At 38.2% G+C, this 17,816-nt stretch carries 19 protein-coding genes; 7 read left to right on the forward strand and 12 right to left on the reverse strand.

All coding sequences use genetic code 11. The features are described from left to right. Positions 1-43 precede the first annotated feature (43 nt). The gene (locus MHB40_RS21235) at positions 44-214 is read right to left on the reverse strand and encodes a hypothetical protein (protein ID WP_004230831.1); all 171 of its coding nucleotides are present in this window, start codon (positions 212-214) and stop codon (positions 44-46) included. A 391-nt stretch (positions 215-605) separates the two neighbouring features. On the opposite strand from MHB40_RS21235, the gene MHB40_RS21240 reads away from it, so the two are divergent. Further along, the gene (locus MHB40_RS21240; protein ID WP_342533433.1) at positions 606-1,451 is read left to right on the forward strand and encodes a VOC family protein; all 846 of its coding nucleotides are present in this window, start codon (positions 606-608) and stop codon (positions 1,449-1,451) included. A gap of 38 nt (positions 1,452-1,489) precedes the next feature. On the opposite strand, the gene trmL is transcribed toward MHB40_RS21240, so the two are convergent. The 3 genes from trmL to queG are packed head-to-tail and all read right to left on the reverse strand — an operon-like array spanning position 1,490 to position 4,203. Continuing rightward, complete coding sequence (gene trmL / locus MHB40_RS21245) at positions 1,490-1,963, reverse strand: tRNA (uridine(34)/cytosine(34)/5-carboxymethylaminomethyluridine(34)-2'-O)-methyltransferase TrmL (protein ID WP_205445551.1); 474 nt, start codon at positions 1,961-1,963, stop codon at positions 1,490-1,492. Positions 1,964-2,013: 50 nt separating this feature from the next. After that, on the reverse strand, positions 2,014-3,018 hold the full coding sequence (locus MHB40_RS21250; protein ID WP_342533434.1) for a hypothetical protein: 1,005 nt from the start codon (positions 3,016-3,018) through the stop codon (positions 2,014-2,016). Between the two features lie 54 nt (positions 3,019-3,072). Beyond that, positions 3,073-4,203 carry a tRNA epoxyqueuosine(34) reductase QueG gene (gene queG / locus MHB40_RS21255; protein WP_342533435.1) on the reverse strand — a complete coding sequence of 377 codons (1,131 nt, stop codon included), beginning with the start codon at positions 4,201-4,203 and terminating at the stop codon, positions 3,073-3,075. 59 nt (positions 4,204-4,262) lie between these two features. Here queG and MHB40_RS21260 point away from each other — a divergent pair, with 59 nt between their 5' ends. From MHB40_RS21260 to MHB40_RS21270, 3 genes are all read left to right on the forward strand, one after another. Then, a complete protein-coding gene (locus tag MHB40_RS21260) occupies positions 4,263-4,952 on the forward strand; it encodes a phenylalanine--tRNA ligase beta subunit-related protein (protein ID WP_342533436.1) in 690 nt (229 codons plus the stop codon). A gap of 15 nt (positions 4,953-4,967) precedes the next feature. Beyond that, positions 4,968-5,477 (forward strand): hypothetical protein, encoded by a 510-nt coding sequence (locus MHB40_RS21265; protein WP_205445559.1) that lies wholly within the window; start codon positions 4,968-4,970, stop codon positions 5,475-5,477. Between the two features lie 295 nt (positions 5,478-5,772). Further along, on the forward strand, positions 5,773-7,359 hold the full coding sequence (locus MHB40_RS21270) for a catalase (protein ID WP_342533437.1): 1,587 nt from the start codon (positions 5,773-5,775) through the stop codon (positions 7,357-7,359). A gap of 183 nt (positions 7,360-7,542) precedes the next feature. Here MHB40_RS21270 and MHB40_RS21275 read toward each other — a convergent pair whose 3' ends face one another. Beyond that, on the reverse strand, positions 7,543-7,944 hold the full coding sequence (locus MHB40_RS21275; RefSeq protein WP_205445563.1) for a cytidine deaminase: 402 nt from the start codon (positions 7,942-7,944) through the stop codon (positions 7,543-7,545). 15 nt (positions 7,945-7,959) lie between these two features. Further along, positions 7,960-8,865, reverse strand: coding sequence for an LD-carboxypeptidase (locus MHB40_RS21280; protein ID WP_342533438.1), 906 nt, complete (start codon positions 8,863-8,865; stop codon positions 7,960-7,962). Positions 8,866-8,986: 121 nt separating this feature from the next. Here MHB40_RS21280 and MHB40_RS21285 point away from each other — a divergent pair, with 121 nt between their 5' ends. Next, positions 8,987-9,886 (forward strand): DMT family transporter, encoded by a 900-nt coding sequence (locus MHB40_RS21285; RefSeq protein WP_342533439.1) that lies wholly within the window; start codon positions 8,987-8,989, stop codon positions 9,884-9,886. A gap of 20 nt (positions 9,887-9,906) precedes the next feature. On the opposite strand, the gene nagB is transcribed toward MHB40_RS21285, so the two are convergent. Next, on the reverse strand, positions 9,907-10,620 hold the full coding sequence (gene nagB / locus MHB40_RS21290; protein WP_342533440.1) for a glucosamine-6-phosphate deaminase: 714 nt from the start codon (positions 10,618-10,620) through the stop codon (positions 9,907-9,909). Positions 10,621-10,807: 187 nt separating this feature from the next. On the opposite strand from nagB, the gene MHB40_RS21295 reads away from it, so the two are divergent. Then, positions 10,808-11,554 carry an arylamine N-acetyltransferase gene (locus MHB40_RS21295; RefSeq protein ID WP_342533441.1) on the forward strand — a complete coding sequence of 249 codons (747 nt, stop codon included), beginning with the start codon at positions 10,808-10,810 and terminating at the stop codon, positions 11,552-11,554. 38 nt (positions 11,555-11,592) lie between these two features. Here the strand turns inward: MHB40_RS21295 and MHB40_RS21300 are convergent, their stop codons facing one another. The 3 genes from MHB40_RS21300 to MHB40_RS21310 form a co-directional block, all read right to left on the reverse strand. Then, positions 11,593-12,681: an S-layer homology domain-containing protein gene (locus tag MHB40_RS21300; RefSeq protein WP_342533442.1), complete on the reverse strand. Its 1,089-nt coding sequence runs from the start codon at positions 12,679-12,681 to the stop codon at positions 11,593-11,595. Between the two features lie 99 nt (positions 12,682-12,780). Continuing rightward, positions 12,781-13,470: an ABC transporter ATP-binding protein gene (locus MHB40_RS21305; RefSeq protein ID WP_342533443.1), complete on the reverse strand. Its 690-nt coding sequence runs from the start codon at positions 13,468-13,470 to the stop codon at positions 12,781-12,783. Between the two features lie 2 nt (positions 13,471-13,472). Then, on the reverse strand, positions 13,473-14,504 hold the full coding sequence (locus MHB40_RS21310) for an ABC transporter permease (protein WP_342533444.1): 1,032 nt from the start codon (positions 14,502-14,504) through the stop codon (positions 13,473-13,475). Between the two features lie 352 nt (positions 14,505-14,856). Between MHB40_RS21310 and MHB40_RS21315 the strand changes: the two genes are divergently transcribed. Beyond that, complete coding sequence (locus MHB40_RS21315) at positions 14,857-15,405, forward strand: DnaA N-terminal domain-containing protein (RefSeq protein ID WP_342533445.1); 549 nt, start codon at positions 14,857-14,859, stop codon at positions 15,403-15,405. Between the two features lie 275 nt (positions 15,406-15,680). Here MHB40_RS21315 and MHB40_RS21320 read toward each other — a convergent pair whose 3' ends face one another. Beyond that, a complete protein-coding gene (locus tag MHB40_RS21320; protein WP_342533446.1) occupies positions 15,681-17,219 on the reverse strand; it encodes a M56 family metallopeptidase in 1,539 nt (512 codons plus the stop codon). Between the two features lies 1 nt (position 17,220). After that, positions 17,221-17,589 (reverse strand): BlaI/MecI/CopY family transcriptional regulator, encoded by a 369-nt coding sequence (locus tag MHB40_RS21325; protein WP_342441598.1) that lies wholly within the window; start codon positions 17,587-17,589, stop codon positions 17,221-17,223. Between the last annotated feature and the right edge of the window lie 227 nt (positions 17,590-17,816).

Consider the following 17,816-nt stretch of genomic DNA (forward strand, 5'->3'; position numbering starts at 1 on the left):
CAAAAAATTGGATTTAAGAAAAATAAAGCGGCTGTTTTATATACTACTTTTTCTTTTGTTCAACATCTTCCAATTGAATTGGATCAGCGATGCGCTCATCCTCTGCAAGCTCTAGACCATCACGTAAATGCTCCATCTGTTTGCCCAAATCTTTTAATTCCTTCATATCTCTCACCATTGTCCCATTTTCAATATTTGGCACCTTTTTTTCCATAATGATCACCTCATTAATAGTTTTCCCGATATTAATCTGTTTGAACCATTTCTGACATATTTTATTCTGCTATGTCGTTTCATTTTTAAAGTAGATAGGCTATACTAAAAAGAGATTTCTTTATAACATGAGGAGGGTTACTTCCATGAAATTATTATTAATCATTGGTGTAACAGTTGCTTTCTTAACAGCTATTTTCACTGCTGGATACGAAGGCGACTACAAAGCTGACAAATAATATCTCAAGAAAATCACTAAGCATTTAGAAAAGCTTAGTGATTTTCTTTTTTTGTGGAACAATAGAAATACTTGACTTTCCTTTATTTTTAAAATAAACTAACTTACATAAAGTAACTTAATGAAAAATAATAACTAATCGGAGGAATCCTATATGCATTTTCATGAAAAACCCAACACATATGTAACGAATGTTGAAATAAAAGTAAGTGATCTACAGCGCTCCTTAACCTTTTATCAAGAAATCATCGGCTTTAAAATTTTACAACAAGAATCACATAAAGCCACATTAACTGCCGATGGAGAAACAGCTCTATTAACCATTGTTCAGCCTGAAACAGTGGAAGAAAAGCTTAGCATGACGGCAGGTCTTTATCACTTTGCCTTATTATTACCAACTCGCCGTGACTTAGCTAACATCATTACTCATTTCCACGAAAAGGGCGTTTACCTTGGGGCTTCTGACCATGATGTTAGCGAAGCACTCTATTTAAATGATCCTGATCATAATGGTATCGAGATTTATACAGATCGTCCTGAAAGTGAATGGACATGGCATAACGATCATGTGCATATGGTGACAGAACCACTCAATATTCGTTCTATTTTAGAAGAAGGCAATGGAAACTGGAATGGACTTCCTGTTGGTACAGTGATGGGCCATATTCATTTATCGGTCTCCAACTTAGCTGAAGCTGAGCAATTTTATACAAAGGGATTAGGTTATGATATTGTCACACGCTACGGGTCCCAAGCATTATTTATTTCTACAGGCCGTTATCATCATCATATTGGTTTAAACACTTGGCACTCAGAAAATGCGCCAAAACTTGGACAAAACCAGGTCGGCTTAAAAACGTTCTCGTTGCGCTTAGATAATGAAGAACAAGCAGCAACAATGAAAGAAAACCTTCGTGTAATGGGGGCACCCGTTACGGAAATCGATGGAGGGTTCCAAACAGAGGACCCAGCTGGAAATGTCGTGCTATTAAAGTTTTAGTATGAAAAAAGCAGTTCTCACATGTGGAGAACTGCTTTTTAATGTAAACCTGGATATCCTTGCTGACGTAATGCCTCATAAATAACAATCGCAGCCGTATTGGACAAATTGAGTGATCGCACATGATCACTTTGCGGAATACGCAAGCACATATCTCGGCGTTCGTAAGCAAAGTCCTTCGGCAAACCAGTTGTTTCTTTCCCAAACATAAAATAAATATCTCGGTCTTGATCGCTAAAATCATGTGTCGAAAACGGCTCGTCACTATACGTTTCGATTAAATAAACATCTCCATTTTTAGAGTACTCTATAAAATCATCAAGTGAATCATGATAGACAATATTCACACTATGCCAATAATCTAAGCCCGCTCGTTTCAGCATTTTATCATCCGTTGAAAAACCTAGTGGACGAATTAAATGGAGCGATGTATTAGTACCCGCACAGGTACGAGCAATATTTCCTGTATTGGCCGGTATTTCTGGTTGATATAAAACGATATGCAATGGCATAACGACACACTTCCTTATTAAATATTTCTTTAAGCTAGCTCTTTTAAGAATTAAACGAAGTCTGACTCTTTTGGATCAACTTCTCTCCTTTTAGAGTGGCTCTTCTCACGGGTTGAGCGGGTTGTTCTTCTTTCAGAGTGACTCTTCTCACTGTTTGAGCGGCTCTTCTCACAGGTTGAGCGGGATTCGCTTCTTTTAGAGCGGCTCTTCTCACAGGGTTGAGCGGGTTCATCTTCTTTTAGAGCGGCTCTTCTCACACGTTGAGCGGATCCCTCTTCTTTTAGAGCGGCTCTTCTCACACGTTGAGCGAGCTTCTCTTCTTTTGGAGCGACTCTTCTCTCGGGGTGAGCTGAGTTCTCTTCTTTTGGAGCGACTCTTCTCACACGTTGAGCGGAGTTCTCTTCTTTTAGAGCGACTCTTCTCACAGGTTGAGCGAGCTTCTCTTCTTTTAGAGCGACTCTTCTCTCGGGGTGAGCGGAGTTCTCTTCTTTTGGAGCGACTCTCCCCCCAGTTTGAGCGGCTTCTCTCACAGGTTGAGCGGGATTCGCTTCTTTTAGAGCGGCTCTTCTCACAGGTTGAGCAGATTCATCCTCTTTTGGAGCGGCTCTTCTCACAGGTTGAGCGGATTCATCCTCTTTTGGAGCGGTTCTCCTCACGGTGTGAGCGGATTCATCTTCTTTTAGAGCGACTCTTCTCTCGGGTTGAGCGAGCTTCTCTTCTTTTGGAGCGACTCTTCTCTCGGGGTGAGCTGAGTTCTCTTCTTTTGGAGCGACTCTTCTCACAGGTTGAGCGGGATTCGCTTCTTTTAGAGCGGCTCTTCTCTCGGGTTGAGCGAGCTTCTCTTCTTTTGGAGCGGCTCTTCTCTCGGGTTGAGCGGAGTTCTCTTCTTTTAGAGCGGTTCTTCTCACACGTTGAGCGGAGTTCTCTTCTTTTGGAGCGACTCTCCCTCCAGTTTGAGCGGATCCCTCTTCTTTTAGAGCGGCTTCTCTCACAGATTGAGCGGGGTACTCTTCTTTTGGAGCGACTCTTCTCCCAATTATAGGGACTCCAATCAACTGATTTCATCCCTACATTGAAATGTAGTTAACCAATTGTCCCTAGATCCAATCTTACTTGAAAAACTGCAACCCTTTATGAATTTCACTCAGTACTTCTTCGTCCTGCTCGATAGCTTCCGCTTCATGTAAAGCTGATTGGGCCGTTTCTCCGCCTATCTTGCCCAAAGCCCATGCAGCTGTTCCTCGAATGACAGGACGGTCATCTTTATGAAGTAAAGCAATCAAATCTGGTATGGCGGCTTCCTCTTTAAAATGAGCAAGTGCCAAGATGGCGTTACGTTGGATAGGCTTTTTCCCACGCCATGAGCCTGAGACGTGACCATACTTCGCCTTAAATTCTCGATTGGAAATCGTTAAAAGCGGTGTCAGTAATGGCTTGGCTAGCTCTGGATCTGGCATAAATTCTTCATGCATCCAATTAATTTTCCCTTTATTTTTAGGACATACGGTCTGGCATGTATCACAGCCATACAGTCGATTACCGATATGACTACGAAACTCATCTGGCAATGTTCCCTTCGTTTGAGTCAGAAAAGCAATACAGCGCTGAGCATTCAATTGTCCACCTTGGATTAAGGCTCCCGTTGGACAAACATCCAAGCATAGGCGACAATCTCCGCATTCATCCTCCATTGACTTATCTGGCGCAAATGGAATATTTGTGATGAGCTCTCCCAAATACACATAGGAACCAAATTCAGGGGTGATAATCGAGCAATTTTTGCCGCTCCAACCAATGCCTGCACGTTCTGCTACCGCCCGATCTACAAGTGCTCCTGTATCTACCATTGATTCAATACGTACACCTTCGACATGTTCCTCAAGCCAAGCAGATAATAACTTTAAACGCTCGCGTAATGCTGTATGATAATCGACACCCCATGAAGCACGGCAGAAAATCCCACGTCGCGCACCCTTTTTACCAATTGGTGCATTTTGCATACGTGAAGGGTAAGCAACAGCTATTGCTACAATACTCTCTGCTTCATCTAGTAGTTGAAGGGGTTCTGTACGTTTTTGAATATCACTTTCTTCAAATCCAGACTGATAGCCGAGCTCCTGCTGTCGACGCAATCTGTTTTTTAATTCTGTAAAGGGAGCTGCTGTTGTAAAACCTATTTTATCAACACCAATGGACATCGCATATGCCACAAAATCATGTTGTAGGTCGTGTATGTTCATTTTATTTCCAACTCCTTACATGGTACAATAATAGAAATAGATAAAGTAGGTGATGTTCATTGGAAATTTCCATTAACCAATCTCTATTAACACAACATCCCGAGCTAAAAATCGGCATTATTCATTATACCAAAATTGCCGTAGCGGAATCTCCTCAAATGATTAAAGGGCGTATGCAATTGTATCAGGAAAATCTCTTTCTTGAAATGCAGGAACTTCCTGTAACACAGCGTGAGGGTATTGTAGAATGGCGACAGCTCTGGAAAAAGCTTGGTGCTGATCCAAACCGTTATCGTCACGCAGCAGAAAGCCTAATGCGTCGAATTAGTAAGCAAAACTACTTAACGCCAATTCATTCAGGTGTTGATTTAAATAATTTCTTTTCACTCCAATATGAAATGCCTATTGGACTTTATGATATCGCTCAAATCAAAGAATTTGTAGAAATTGATCTTGGTCATGACGAAATTGGTTATGATGGTTTGAATGGGCGCTTTAATACATTAGCTAATATTCTCTACAGTCGTGATGAGGTAGGAGCATTTGGCTCACCTTTTGTTGATTCTAAACGCACAGCTGTCACAGAGGAAACAACAGAGGCGTTACATATATTTTATCTCCGACCATCTTTAACAAATGACGCATCGAAAGAACTACTTGCATCAGCAGGGAAAATGTTTAATCAAATTCATGGCGGACACTATCAAATCGCCCTCATGTCGAATGATGAGCCATCTATAACACTATAAAAAGGACGTGTTTTCGTGATTAATCTTGCAGAAGCTGTTAAACTAAAAAGTATTTTAGGAAAGAAAACTCAAGAGCTAGTAAGTGAACTACATCGCAGTGCTTTTGTAACAGTTGAAAAGGGACAAGCTCCTAAAACAAGTAATCGAGCCCTCCCCCTTATTGAAGCTGACTTAGCACAAGTTCGTCTAGATACACGTACATTAGACCGCCTAGTTTATGAAGCAAACATCCAAAACACAGTAGACTTTAAAGGTCAAAAGCTGGCACTAGTAGAAGCCATCGAACTAGCGACACAACTCCGTGCTGAGGCTGATTTGTGTAAAGATTTCAGTATGCGAGAAAAAGAGAGTGTAAGATTTGGCTATGGCGAAAATACAATGTTATATGAAATCGCTTTGTATGAGCCGGATGAATATCGAGAACGAGCAACGAAGCTTGAAAAAGATGCACATAAACTATCCAATCTTATCAATTCAAAAAATTACAGTATTCAAATTAACTTTGACGATTCCCGTTATTTCTAGCCTCGGGGCGGTGAGACTCCAAACCGAGTTGGATGTGCTGTTTTCAAATCTAGCTTTTCGGCTAATTAGTTAAAAACCAATGACAAGTTACCTGTTACTGTATGACCGATGACTCATGACCAACTATAAGCAATGGCCATACTCAAAACAACTTGATTCCATTTGAAAACGCCATCCAAGGCTCTCCTACATTTATGTATGGAGAGCTTTTTTATTAGCTCAAAGAATAATTTGGATGACTAGTTTGACCCATTCAAGGACAAAATGGAAGTATCTATAGGAAAGGGGTCATACTATGACACAGCAAAATGATTCAACACATGAGCAAGATATGACATTGACCAATCGACAGGGACATCCAATTACGAACAATCAAAATTTAAGAACAGTTGGTAATCGAGGTCCTGCAACACTTGAAAATTATGATTTTCTAGAGAAGATGAGCCACTTTGACAGAGAGAGAGTTCCAGAACGGGTTGTGCATGCTCGTGGTGCTGGGGCACATGGGTATTTTGAATCCTATGGTGTTGTTGGCAATGAACCCATTTCTAAATATACACGCGCAAAAGTCTTTCAGGATAAAGGGAAGAAAACGCCTGTCTTTGTGCGCTTTTCAACTGTTATCCATGGTGGTCACTCTCCAGAAACATTACGTGATCCCCGTGGTTTTGCAGTAAAGTTTTATACAGAGGATGGCAACTGGGATTTAGTAGGTAATAATTTAAAAATCTTCTTTATCCGGGATGCACTGAAATTTCCAGATATGATTCATGCTTTTAAGCCTGACCCCATTACTAATATTCAAAATGTTGAACGTTTCTTTGATTTTTGCGCTAGCTCACCAGAAACCTTCCATATGGTAACATTCGTGTACTCTCCTTGGGGGATTCCAGCTAATTATCGTATGATGCAGGGCTCTGGGGTTAATACGTACAAGTGGGTGAATAGTGAAGGCAAGGCAGTCCTTGTCAAATATCATTGGGAACCACTACAAGGCATTAAAAATTTAACACAAAAAGAAGCAGAAGAAATCCAACAGAAAAATTTCAATCATGCTACACAAGATTTATATGATGCTATCGAACGTGGAGACTTCCCTGAATGGGAGCTACACGTTCAAATTATGGAGGATGGCCTACACCCTGAGCTTGATTTTGATCCATTGGATGACACAAAGCTTTGGCCAAACGATCAATTCCCATGGTATCCAGTCGGCAAAATGGTGTTAAACAAAAACCCTGAAGATTATTTTGCTGAGGTGGAACAGGCTACTTTCGGCACAGGGGTACTTGTTGATGGCTTAGATTTCTCTGATGATAAAATGTTGCAAGGTCGTACTTTCTCTTATTCTGATACACAACGCCATCGTGTAGGAGCCAACTACTTACAGCTTCCAATTAACGCACCTAAAAAACGTGTAGCAACCAATCAACATGGTGGGCAAATGATGTACAAGCGTGATTTGGCACCTGGCCAAAATCCACATATTAATTATGAGCCGTCCATGCTTAATGGATTAAAGGAAGCAACACAAGCGGGTAAAGAATACACACCATACATTGAAGGAAACCTTGTTCGCGAATCGATTGATCGTCAAAGTAATACCAAACAGGCTGGTGAGACTTATCGTAACTTTGAACAGTGGGAGCGCGATGAACTTCTTGAAAATTTAATAAATGATCTATCGGTCTGTCATGAGGACATTCAAAACGCCATGATTGCTTTGGCAGAAGAAGCCGATGAAGAATATGGTCGCTTACTCAAGGAAGGTTTGCACAACGCTAGAAAAGGCTCCTCTGCATCAAAACCACTTGGCAATATCAATGGTGATCAAGCCCCACAAGATGCTATGAATAAAGGACACGATGCCGAGCCTTATTAACTAAGCTAAAAAAGAGGCTGAAACATAACTAACTGGGACCTTCTTAAACCCGAATAATCTCTAAATTAACAAAACATGATAATTAGAAAAACCTAACTATTCCGAAACACTTCACGTGAGCGTTTCAGTGGATAGTTAGGTTTTTTTGTTGGCTGAAACACTTTTGTCCCAGCCTCTTTTGCTTTATTGTTCATATGCCTTATACCAATGATATGGTTGAATTTCCTTTAATGATTTAAATATCAATTCACCATCTGCATTCGTAATCGCTGCCTTTACATTCTCTCCCCAATAGAAAAGTCTTTCCTGACAGACTCCACAGGGTGTTAGCACTACAAATTTAGATGTTTCGTCTTTCCTAGCAACACAAATCGAATGCGTAACCTTTGTATTAAATTTGTGTGCCTCTAGAATGGCACCCGTTTCCATACATAATTCAGTAGCTGCATTAATGACCTCTGGTGCAACACTTGTTAAAATCCGACCATCTTCGGTATATAAAGCTGCAGCTCCTCCCCATCCGGAGGGATATCTTTTTACTGCTAGTGCAACCGCAGCTTCATACAGTGCTTTTTCAATATCCATAGTTCCCTCTCCCTATCATTCATGCACGCCTGGTAGTATCTTCAACACCTTTTCCTGTGCGTCTAAAATAGCCTCTGTTCCTAATGGGATCGCAATATTCGTTGCTTCATGTCCGATCTTAAAACCAGCCACGACTGGAATCCCTAAATCTGCAAAATACTCCTTCATTAATGAATGAAGTGCTGCTTCATCAGTTCCTGTCTGTGTAAATGAACCAATGATGACTCCTGCTAATTGCTCGAACTTCCTTGCTTGTTTTAAATGCTGAAGCATCGAATCAATAACCGGAATCGTTTCATTTACATCCTCTATTAATAAAATCCTGCCCTCAGTTTGCACTTCAAATTTGGTTCCTAGTGTGCTGACAAGACGATAGAGATTCCCTCCAATCATTTCACCACGTGCGATGCCTTCAGCAATAGTTGTTAACGGAGAAATTGCCTCTGTATACTGAATTTCCATAGGGGAAAATAGTTGTAAAAACATTTTCTTCGATAAATCATCCATCTCATTAGCTGACATAAGCATTGGTCCATGAAATGTCACCATATTGGCATATTCATTAATGGCACAATGTAAATATGTAACATCAGAAAAGCCCCAGAAAATTTTAGGATTTTCCTCTATTAAGGCATAATCAATTTTTTCAGCTATTCTGGCAGAGCCATAGCCTCCCTTTACACAAAAGATTGCTTTCACTTCTGGGTTTTTCACCATGTCATGAAAATCAGCTAGTCTGATTTCATCACTACCTGCCAAATATGCATGTTTTGCATGAATCGTATCACCCACAATATAACGAAGTCCCAATTCGTCTAAAAAGGCTACTGCTTCTCCTAGTTTTTCAGGCTCTACAAGACTTGAAAGTGCAACAACACCGACTAAATCTCCCTTTTGTAAACATGGTACGGTACTTTTCACAGTTATTCCTCCTCTTGTTTTCCTTATTTTAGCATAGCAAAACTTCAGAGGCATTGATTATTGCTACGCTGATTGCCTATAATTAACTTTACTATTCAATTAATAAAGGGGTTATGGCTTCATGAAAATACCACCATATATATTATTAGTACTCGCAACTCTTTTATGGGGTGGTAATTTTGTTATTGGACGTGCCGTTAGCGGAGATATCCCTCCCCTAACACTTGCCTTTTTACGCTGGTGTGTCGCATTTATTATCTTTTTTCCCATAGCATTTCGCCAATTAAAGCGTGAATGGCGGATACTGAAAAGACATTGGCTGATTGTCATTATCTTATCGTTAACAGGTGTTGCAGCATTTAACACGCTTGTTTACATTGGATTACATTACACAACGTCCATTAATGCATCGTTGATGAACTCTTCTACACCTATAATGATTTACATACTTTCTTTTATTTTTTTGAAGGAAAAACTATCAAAATTTCAGTTAATAGGGACCGTTTTATCTCTGTGTGGAGTTGCCTTTATTATAATGGGAGGCTCTTTTACAAGGATGGTAGATTTTACTTTCAACAAAGGGGACTTAATTGTGATCGCAGCGGTATTTTGTTGGAGCGTGTATTCATTGCTCATTAAACAATATGCCACTCGTTTACCAGGGCAATCTACCTTTCTAGTAACGATTGGACTTGGGGCTATTGTGTTATTCCCATTTTCTCTCTATGAAACACTGTCTAGCGCAACTGTAATTCATTGGGAATGGTCAACTATTGCTGCTATTTTATATGTTGGTATTTTCGCTTCCATCGTTGCTTTTCTCTGCTGGAACAGTGGTGTTATCCAGCTTGGAGCGAACAAGGCAAGTATTTATTTAAATTTCATTCCTGTTTTCGCCTCCATTTTTGCCGTCCTTTTTCTTGATGAAAAATTGCATTCATTTCAGCTTATAGGTGGGCTAGCCGTTGTTGCGGGGGTTATTCTATCAGGAAAAACAAACAAGCAAAGACTTCAATCCTAAGAAGTCTTTGCTTATTTTTTCTAATTCGTACCACCATAAATTATGGTAACATTCGGATGGTTTAATAATTGGCTTGCTGGGAATTCTTCTGTAATAAGACCACTTTTCAATTTTTCAATCGCTGGGATCTTTTTTTCACCAAAGGCAATGAGGATGATTTCCTTTGCCTTCATTATGGAGTGAATGCCCATTGTAATCGCATGTGTTGGCACTTCAGACGGATCATCAAAGTAAATTGCATTTTCTGTTCTTGTGGACTCTGTTAACTCCACAATATTCGTCTTAGAATCAAACGATGTTCCTGGCTCATTAAAACCGATGTGGCCATTAACACCAATGCCAAGAAGTTGTAAATCAATGCCTCCCGCTTCTTCAATACGTTCATCATATGTAGCACATTCATCAGCTAAATTGGTTGCCTTCCCATTTGGTAAATGAATATTTTCTGGCTGTATATCTACAAAATTAAATAAATTCTCATGCATAAATGTCCAATAACTTGCTGGACTTGTTTGCTCAAGACCTACATACTCATCCAAGTTAAAAGTTTGTACTTCCTTAAAAGATAAACGGCCAGCCTGATGTCGTGTCACTAATTCCTTATACATACCAACAGGTGATCCACCAGTTGCTAAACCTAAAATACTATCAGGTTTCTCCTGTATTTGCTTCGAGAAAATGTTAGCTGCCACTTCACTCATTTCCTCATATGTATTCACTTCTATCCATTTCATTCTTTATACGATACCTACCCTCACCATTAATATTATTAACTAATATGTAAAATATTTCACTATATAGTAGCTAATATATTAATCTTACTAGTTATTTAGCTATTTTTCTATCATTTCCTCCTTCAGTTTATGCGTGTAATCCAAGACTATTTCGGTTATGTTATTAATAAGGAAGTGAGGCGATTTTATGAATGAACAGATTCAGCACTATTTACAGCATATTCAATTTCAAGGAACGTTAGAGCCATCTATCCAGTTACTTGGACAACTACAAACTAAACATCTATTAACCATTCCCTATGAAAATTTAGATGTTGCCTTGAACCGTGGTATCTCCTTCGCTATTCCTAATTTATTTCAAAAAATAATTATTGATAAACGTGGTGGCAATTGTTTTGAACTAAATATCTTATTCAGCTGGCTTTTGCGGGAGCTTGGCTATTCTGTCACCAATCGTTATGCCCAGTTTTGGCGCAACATAACGGAAAATACTCCTCCAGAGGAAATCCCCATGCATCAACTATTGCTAGTGAACGATGGTGGTCAATTCTATATCTCAGATGTAGGTGTCGGTGCCTTAGCGCCCTGTAAACCAGTGCCATTGATTGCTGGCTATCAACATCGTGAAGGTAAAGAGTTATATAAAATAGATTATGATGAAGCGAATGGTTGGATGCTGTTGGAACAAACTAAACATAGTTGGCGTTTGCTATATAGTTTTCACGACGATGCCAATGATGCAAAATTTGCACCACGACTCTCCAAGCAAAAAAATAAAATTGCTATGATTCGCACCACTCGTGGTCGTCATACTATGATGAACAATGAATTTAGAATCTATGAAGGTTCTTCTTTAACAACCTACACAACACAAACTGAGAAGGAATGGTTGCTAGCCCTTCAGCGTTTTTTTCATATTACATTACACGACTAAAAACAAAGCAAGCCCACTTCGAAAAGCAGGCTTGCTTTCTACTTTTTCATTGTTCGATTAAGCAGTTCAAACACGACAATGTCATTGTGTAACTCTTTCACTAAACCTATTCCATCCACAAAACAATAGGTTTTCACTGTACCATTAATGATGGATTTTTCTTCTAGAATGACGACACCTGAATATTGCACTTCTCCAGCTTGAACAATACCATTAGTCGTTTTGACTGTCACTCGTACACCTGACGTAACCCCTGCATCATCCTCATGTAATATAACACCTATTCTAAGCGGTAGCTCCAAATATAAATCATAATGTGTGTTACCATCACGAGCAATGGCTTGACCGTATATACGATCATCGCCGTATATCAGTTCATTAGGAAAGGTTTGTTCTGTACTTAAATTTTCGACTACCCATACATCATTTTTACCGTCATGGTGGTCGTATTGATAATTTAACGTATAACGTTGATGATCATTTAAAGAATAATAGGCATACGTATAAATAAAAGCAGGATCTTTTAGCAAATCTGGTTTAGATAGCGTCATAGCACGTGCTAAAAATGCTGAAAAGTGAGCACGTGTAACAGGTTCATCTGGTTTAAATGTACCATCCTCATAGCCCCTTACTAAATGATTATAAGCTAGGGTTAAAATTTCTTTATATCCTGGTGTTTGTTCTGTTACATCTGTAAAGTAATCAGGCGCGGAGCCCTTAAGCTGGAAGGCTCTTTGTAGCACAATGGCCATTTGTCCTCTTGTCATGATTGCATCTGGATTAAATATATGGCCCTCTTCAAAGATCCCCGCATTTTGTACCGCTGCAATTTCTTTATAATACTTATGTGTGGTTGTTACATCCTGAAATTTTGGATTTTCTATATTGATTGTATTTAATCCTAAGGCACGAGTTAATATAACAGCTACCTGTGCCTTCGTAACATTTTCATTTGGTTTGAATAGTTTATTTGAATAGCCCTTCATAATATCCTGCTCCACTAAATAATCTATCTCTGTTGATAATGTTTCATCTGCTAAATCTATAAAGTTTGCCGCTTGTGCTTCCTTAGGTAATATGGCAACCGTCATTAGGATCAAAAATACTAGTTTCAATGGTTTTTTCATGTTTTCCCTCCTTCCTCCATTCATTACCCTTCTAAGCTATCTCTTACTCTTCAAACAAAAATACCACAACCATTTATTATATGATTGTGGTCATTCCTATTAGTACATAGTATTTGGTAACACGACACCATCGCTCATTTTAATAATACGATCAGTGTAAGCAAGCATTTCCTCATCGTGTGTCACCATTAATGTTGTAATATTTAATGTTTTGGTTAATTCTTTTAGCAGCAACATAATTTCCTTGGAGCGCTGGGAATCTAAACTAGCCGTTGGTTCATCAGCAAACAATACTTTCGGTTGATGAATAATAGCACGTGCGATTGCTACGCGTTGCTTCTCTCCACCTGACAAGGAGGATGGATAAGCGGTTTTACGATGAGCCATTCCAACTAATTGCAATAGACGATTGACTTCATGTTTTTGTTCATTCTTTTTTAATGGAGATTCAGCAACATCTAGCATTAATAGCAATTGTTCCTCAACTGTCAAAAATGGGACGAGATGTGCAAACTGAAAGACAAAGCCGAATTTACTTGCACGTAATTTTCGTATCTGTTCGGTGCTCATCGTTGTTAGATTTTGTTCTTCAAATAGCACTTGCCCATCTGTTGCTGGTTGTAGTCCTGCAGCTATCGTTAATAATGTACTTTTCCCAGAGCCAGAAGCACCTACCAATGCTGTAATCTCTCCTTCTTGTAAAGAAAGATTGATGCCCTTTAAGATCTCCTCCTCGACTTCACCATTCTTAAACGTTTTTCGTACTTCATCAATTGTAAATAACGTCATGATTAAGCCTCCCCTTGCTGTATAGCCTGTAACGGTTCAATTTTTTTAATTTGCATTCCTGACAGTGTAGCTCCGATAAAGCCAATGATAAGAAACACAATGGATAACTGTGTTGTAGTACCTATTGATAAGGTGAAAGGCATCCCCTTAGGAGCAACTACATTAAATAGCTGACTAAGGCTGACAGATACCACAAGTGAGAAGACTGTAATAATAGCCATCTGTGTCCAGATCATTTTAAATAGCTTACTTGTCTTTAAACCAATCGCTTTTAAGATGCCATACAAGCCAATTTTTTGGACATTCATCATATAGAAGAAAATAGCAAACAACATCCCACTAATCACAACTAAGAACCATATAATCATATTTAAAGATAACTGTTCCGCACTATAACTAGGAATTGTATTGAGAAATTCTTTATTGCTATATGCTTGTAGCCCCTTAAAATCTTTCGGCTCGCTATTGGGTACATAAATTAACTGCTTATCATTTACTCGATACATCTCCTCATAAGCCTCTTCACTAATATAAGCGACAGGAGCATGGCTATATTTCTTTTGCTCTACAAAACCTTTTACAATGAACTTTCCACTGTATTGATTATTCGTTAATATATCTCCAACTCGAATTCCTTTATCTTGCAGCGAGCTATCCAAAAGTACCTCACCCTGATGCACATTGCTAAATAGCGTTGATTCCGTAGATGTGACAAAGGCAACACTTTGCTGTTTATCATCCTGATCGTTTAAAAAGCCCATCTGTATCGAAAAAGCTACTGCCTCTTTTTCTTGACTAATGACTTCCTGCTGCAGATTGCTATTGATTCTTGAAAGATTAAACGTCCCATCTGCATCCTCAGCCATATAAAATTGTCCCTTCGGTAAATCCTTAATTAAAGCTGCATTATCCTGTGACAGACCATTTGCTAATCCCGAGATAATAAACGTTAAAAAACTAACTAGGAAGATAATGGAGCCCAAGATTAAAAACCGTACTTTATTCTTCTTCATTTCTTTCCAGGCAAGATTCATCACTAACCCCTCCATTTCTTTGATTACTCATAGCTTAAAATTGTTAAATGAACAGAGCATGAACTAATCGTTAAAATGTAGGGATAATATAAAAAAACCGCTCTTTAAAGGGCATTTATTATCCTTTAGAGGGATCGTTTTAAAAAATAGCTCATTGTATTATTTTGTTCAGAAATTTACTTAGGCGCTTATTCTTTAATAGCCACTGATTTGCTTCCTCTCAGCCTTTTTCTTAAGCTAGTCATACCTTCTAAGTGGCCATAAATCTCCAATTTAATATTCTAACATGAGTAAAACTAAACAATTTTACTTACAGATTTAAGTGATATTATAGAACTGGAGGTGAACTAAATTGGAAAACGAAACAGAAAAAATTATGATTGAATTGTTACGAGAAATAAAGCAAGAACAACAAAAGATAAATCAACGCCTAGATAAATTGGACAAACGTTTTGATGAAATGGATGAAAACCTCAGTTACATTGCTGGCGAACTAGGAAAACTGTGTATGAACACAATTATTCCAACAATGAGCGAACCTAAACCTACAACGAAAAAACAAGTAAATAAACAAATGCCAGAGGAAAACTTGAAAAACGTAGTATTAGAGATTAATAGTTTAGAAGAACTATGGAACACTGTCCTGGCTCAAATTGAACAAAGGGTTTCTAAACCAAGCTTCGAAACGTGGATGAAATCTACTAAACTATTTTCATATAATGGGTCAACTTTGAGTATTAGTGCGCCAAATGTGTTTGCTCGTGATTGGCTCGATAATCATTATATCCATTTGTTTAAAGTAGTATTAAAGGAGATCACAGGTGAAGACTTGCTTGTCGAATTTATTGTTCAAAAAAACTTGGACTCGGATGACTTCCCTGTTTCAGTGACGAATTCATAAAGAGAACACTTTTAAAGTTAAATGAAGATGTGTAGTGATGCTAAGCAAATAAAAAGTATATTATGTGCTGGAAAATCCATACATAATATACTTTTTCATTTTATAGGAATATTTCGGTATTTCCTGTAACGAATCTCGTTTTCATTCTATATAAAAGCATGTAAATATAAATAATGGAATAGATATCTAATCAGATTTTAAGTGAAATCTATAAATCCCATGCAAATGAAGTAAAACGTTATCTTCTTTGTAAGAAGAAGACTACAACACGATTTCTATGGTGTAGACTTCATATATCGTGGTGTAGTACCTATAGAATCCTGGCTTGGGAAAGGCAGATGATCATTGTTCGTTACCCAACCACCAAAACGAAATGTGAATTCCACTCGTGCGTCTGTATTCTGTGTATCAATATCTCGCATATAGTCCTTCAATCTATTTTCTAGGTAATTCGGTGCGATGAAATCTGCATAGGGTATAGCCTTTAACTCATTAAATGGCAACAAATAGGCTTCGATAAGGGTATTGAGCTCATCATATTCAACAGGTGCTAGTAGCTCATAGTCATATTCAATATGAATTACCGTTGTATATTTTTGTCCATTCTGTTTATGCACAATTTCAATTGGGTATTGGTATCTTGCTTCAGTTCCAATAACACCCGCTGAAAACACATCTCGATAGAGCTCTTTGTTTATAGTAGGCTCAGGTGGCACCGTTTTTCTATCACTCATATTCTTTGGGTAAATAATAAATTTGTCTGTTGCAAAGTAGCCTCTTGATGCACCAGTTAAAATGGATTCCTTCATAAATGTTTCGTCTAAATAGTTCAATGGCTTACTGGAAATAGCAAATGCTGAACTGACAGCCATTCCACCTGTTGTAAATAAAATTAATAGTGCCATCACAACGATTCCTGATTTCTTCTTACTCATATCCATAATGGAGAGTATTCTCTTTTTTAGAATTTGTGTACCTCCTAGAAAATTTGTAGAAAAAACACCCTCACCTCTTTTTAATTTCTCGGCATGTAGTATCGTCTGACTATACGTTTTTCTAAGTTGGAGGTCAGTATTTTTTACTATTTCCTCATCACAAGCCTGTTCACAAAGGTTGTCCAGTTCTTTAGCGAATAGATAGAACAATGGATTGAACCAATGAATACTACTAATCAGCAATACAAAAGCTTTATACCATAAATCCTTCCGTTTTAAATGAACTAACTCATGCTTCAATATCAAGGTTAGTTCTTCTTCTCGATAAGCATTATTAGGTAGCCAGATAGTATCTTTAGTAAATCCCACTAACATGGGGGAATGGATACAGCTACATGCTTTCAATGTGATTTCCTTCGTGATATTCATTTCGCTTTTAACTTTTTCAAGCAAATGAAGGGTTTTTGGTTCAGATATCGTTTGCCCCCATCTTTTCACCATGTACATAAATCGATAATGTTTTACAAGATGAACTGCCAAAAATACAACGATTCCTAAAATCCAAATGATCATCACTATCTGCCAAACAGAAAGTGCTGTCACTGTATCTACGGATGAGGACACAAGCGTTATGTGACTACTGTTAGTCGGAATAGGTTCTTTAGATGGTACTTGCACCGATTCTGATAGATTGATAACTGGGGTCGATCTATTGATTGTAAATGGTAAAATAAAACCTGCAAGGATAGCAAGCCAGCCATAATAAAGCCACCTAGCACTGTATCGTTTTAAAAGGAAAGGCGTTACAGCCATAAAGAGTAGTCCAATAAAGGACATAACTACTGATTTAAAGAATAAACCTACCATGATACTGTGCATATTAATCCCTCTTTTCTTCCACCCATTTAATTAACGAAGCTAAATCTTCATTAGAAATAGTATCGGATTTATAGAGTGTACCTACTAAATTCATAAAGGAATTTTTATGATAGAGCTTCATAAATTGTTCTGTTTCAAAACTTAGATAGGCATCTTTTTCTACTGTAGGGTAATAAAATCTCTCCTTAGCTTTTTTCTCACTGCGAAGAAATCCACGTTCAGTTAATCTTTTCATAAGAGATACTACGGTTTGGATTTTCCAACCTTTCTCATTTCCTATTTCGTGCATTATGATACCTGTAGTAATTGGAGGATTACTTTCCCAAACTATCTTCATAATCTCAAATTCTGCTTCAGGCAATTTTTTCATATATACTCACCCCTTTTCCATTTAAGTCAATTGTCTTAATTATATAATACATCTGTCTTAAACGGTTATCAAATTTTACTAAAATTATGTGAATGAACTGGAGTAGTTAATAAGTTGAAAAGCTCCTCGATGACATAATCTTTCGAGTTTAACTTCCCTGTTCCCGTCTGAAATTGAATCATTCCTTATCTACTACTTTTCCTTTTATTATAAAATTGGTTGTATCA

Origin of the sequence: Lysinibacillus sp. FSL K6-0057 (assembly GCF_038630885.1) — a bacterium.
Taxonomy (GTDB): domain Bacteria; phylum Bacillota; class Bacilli; order Bacillales_A; family Planococcaceae; genus Lysinibacillus; species Lysinibacillus fusiformis_F.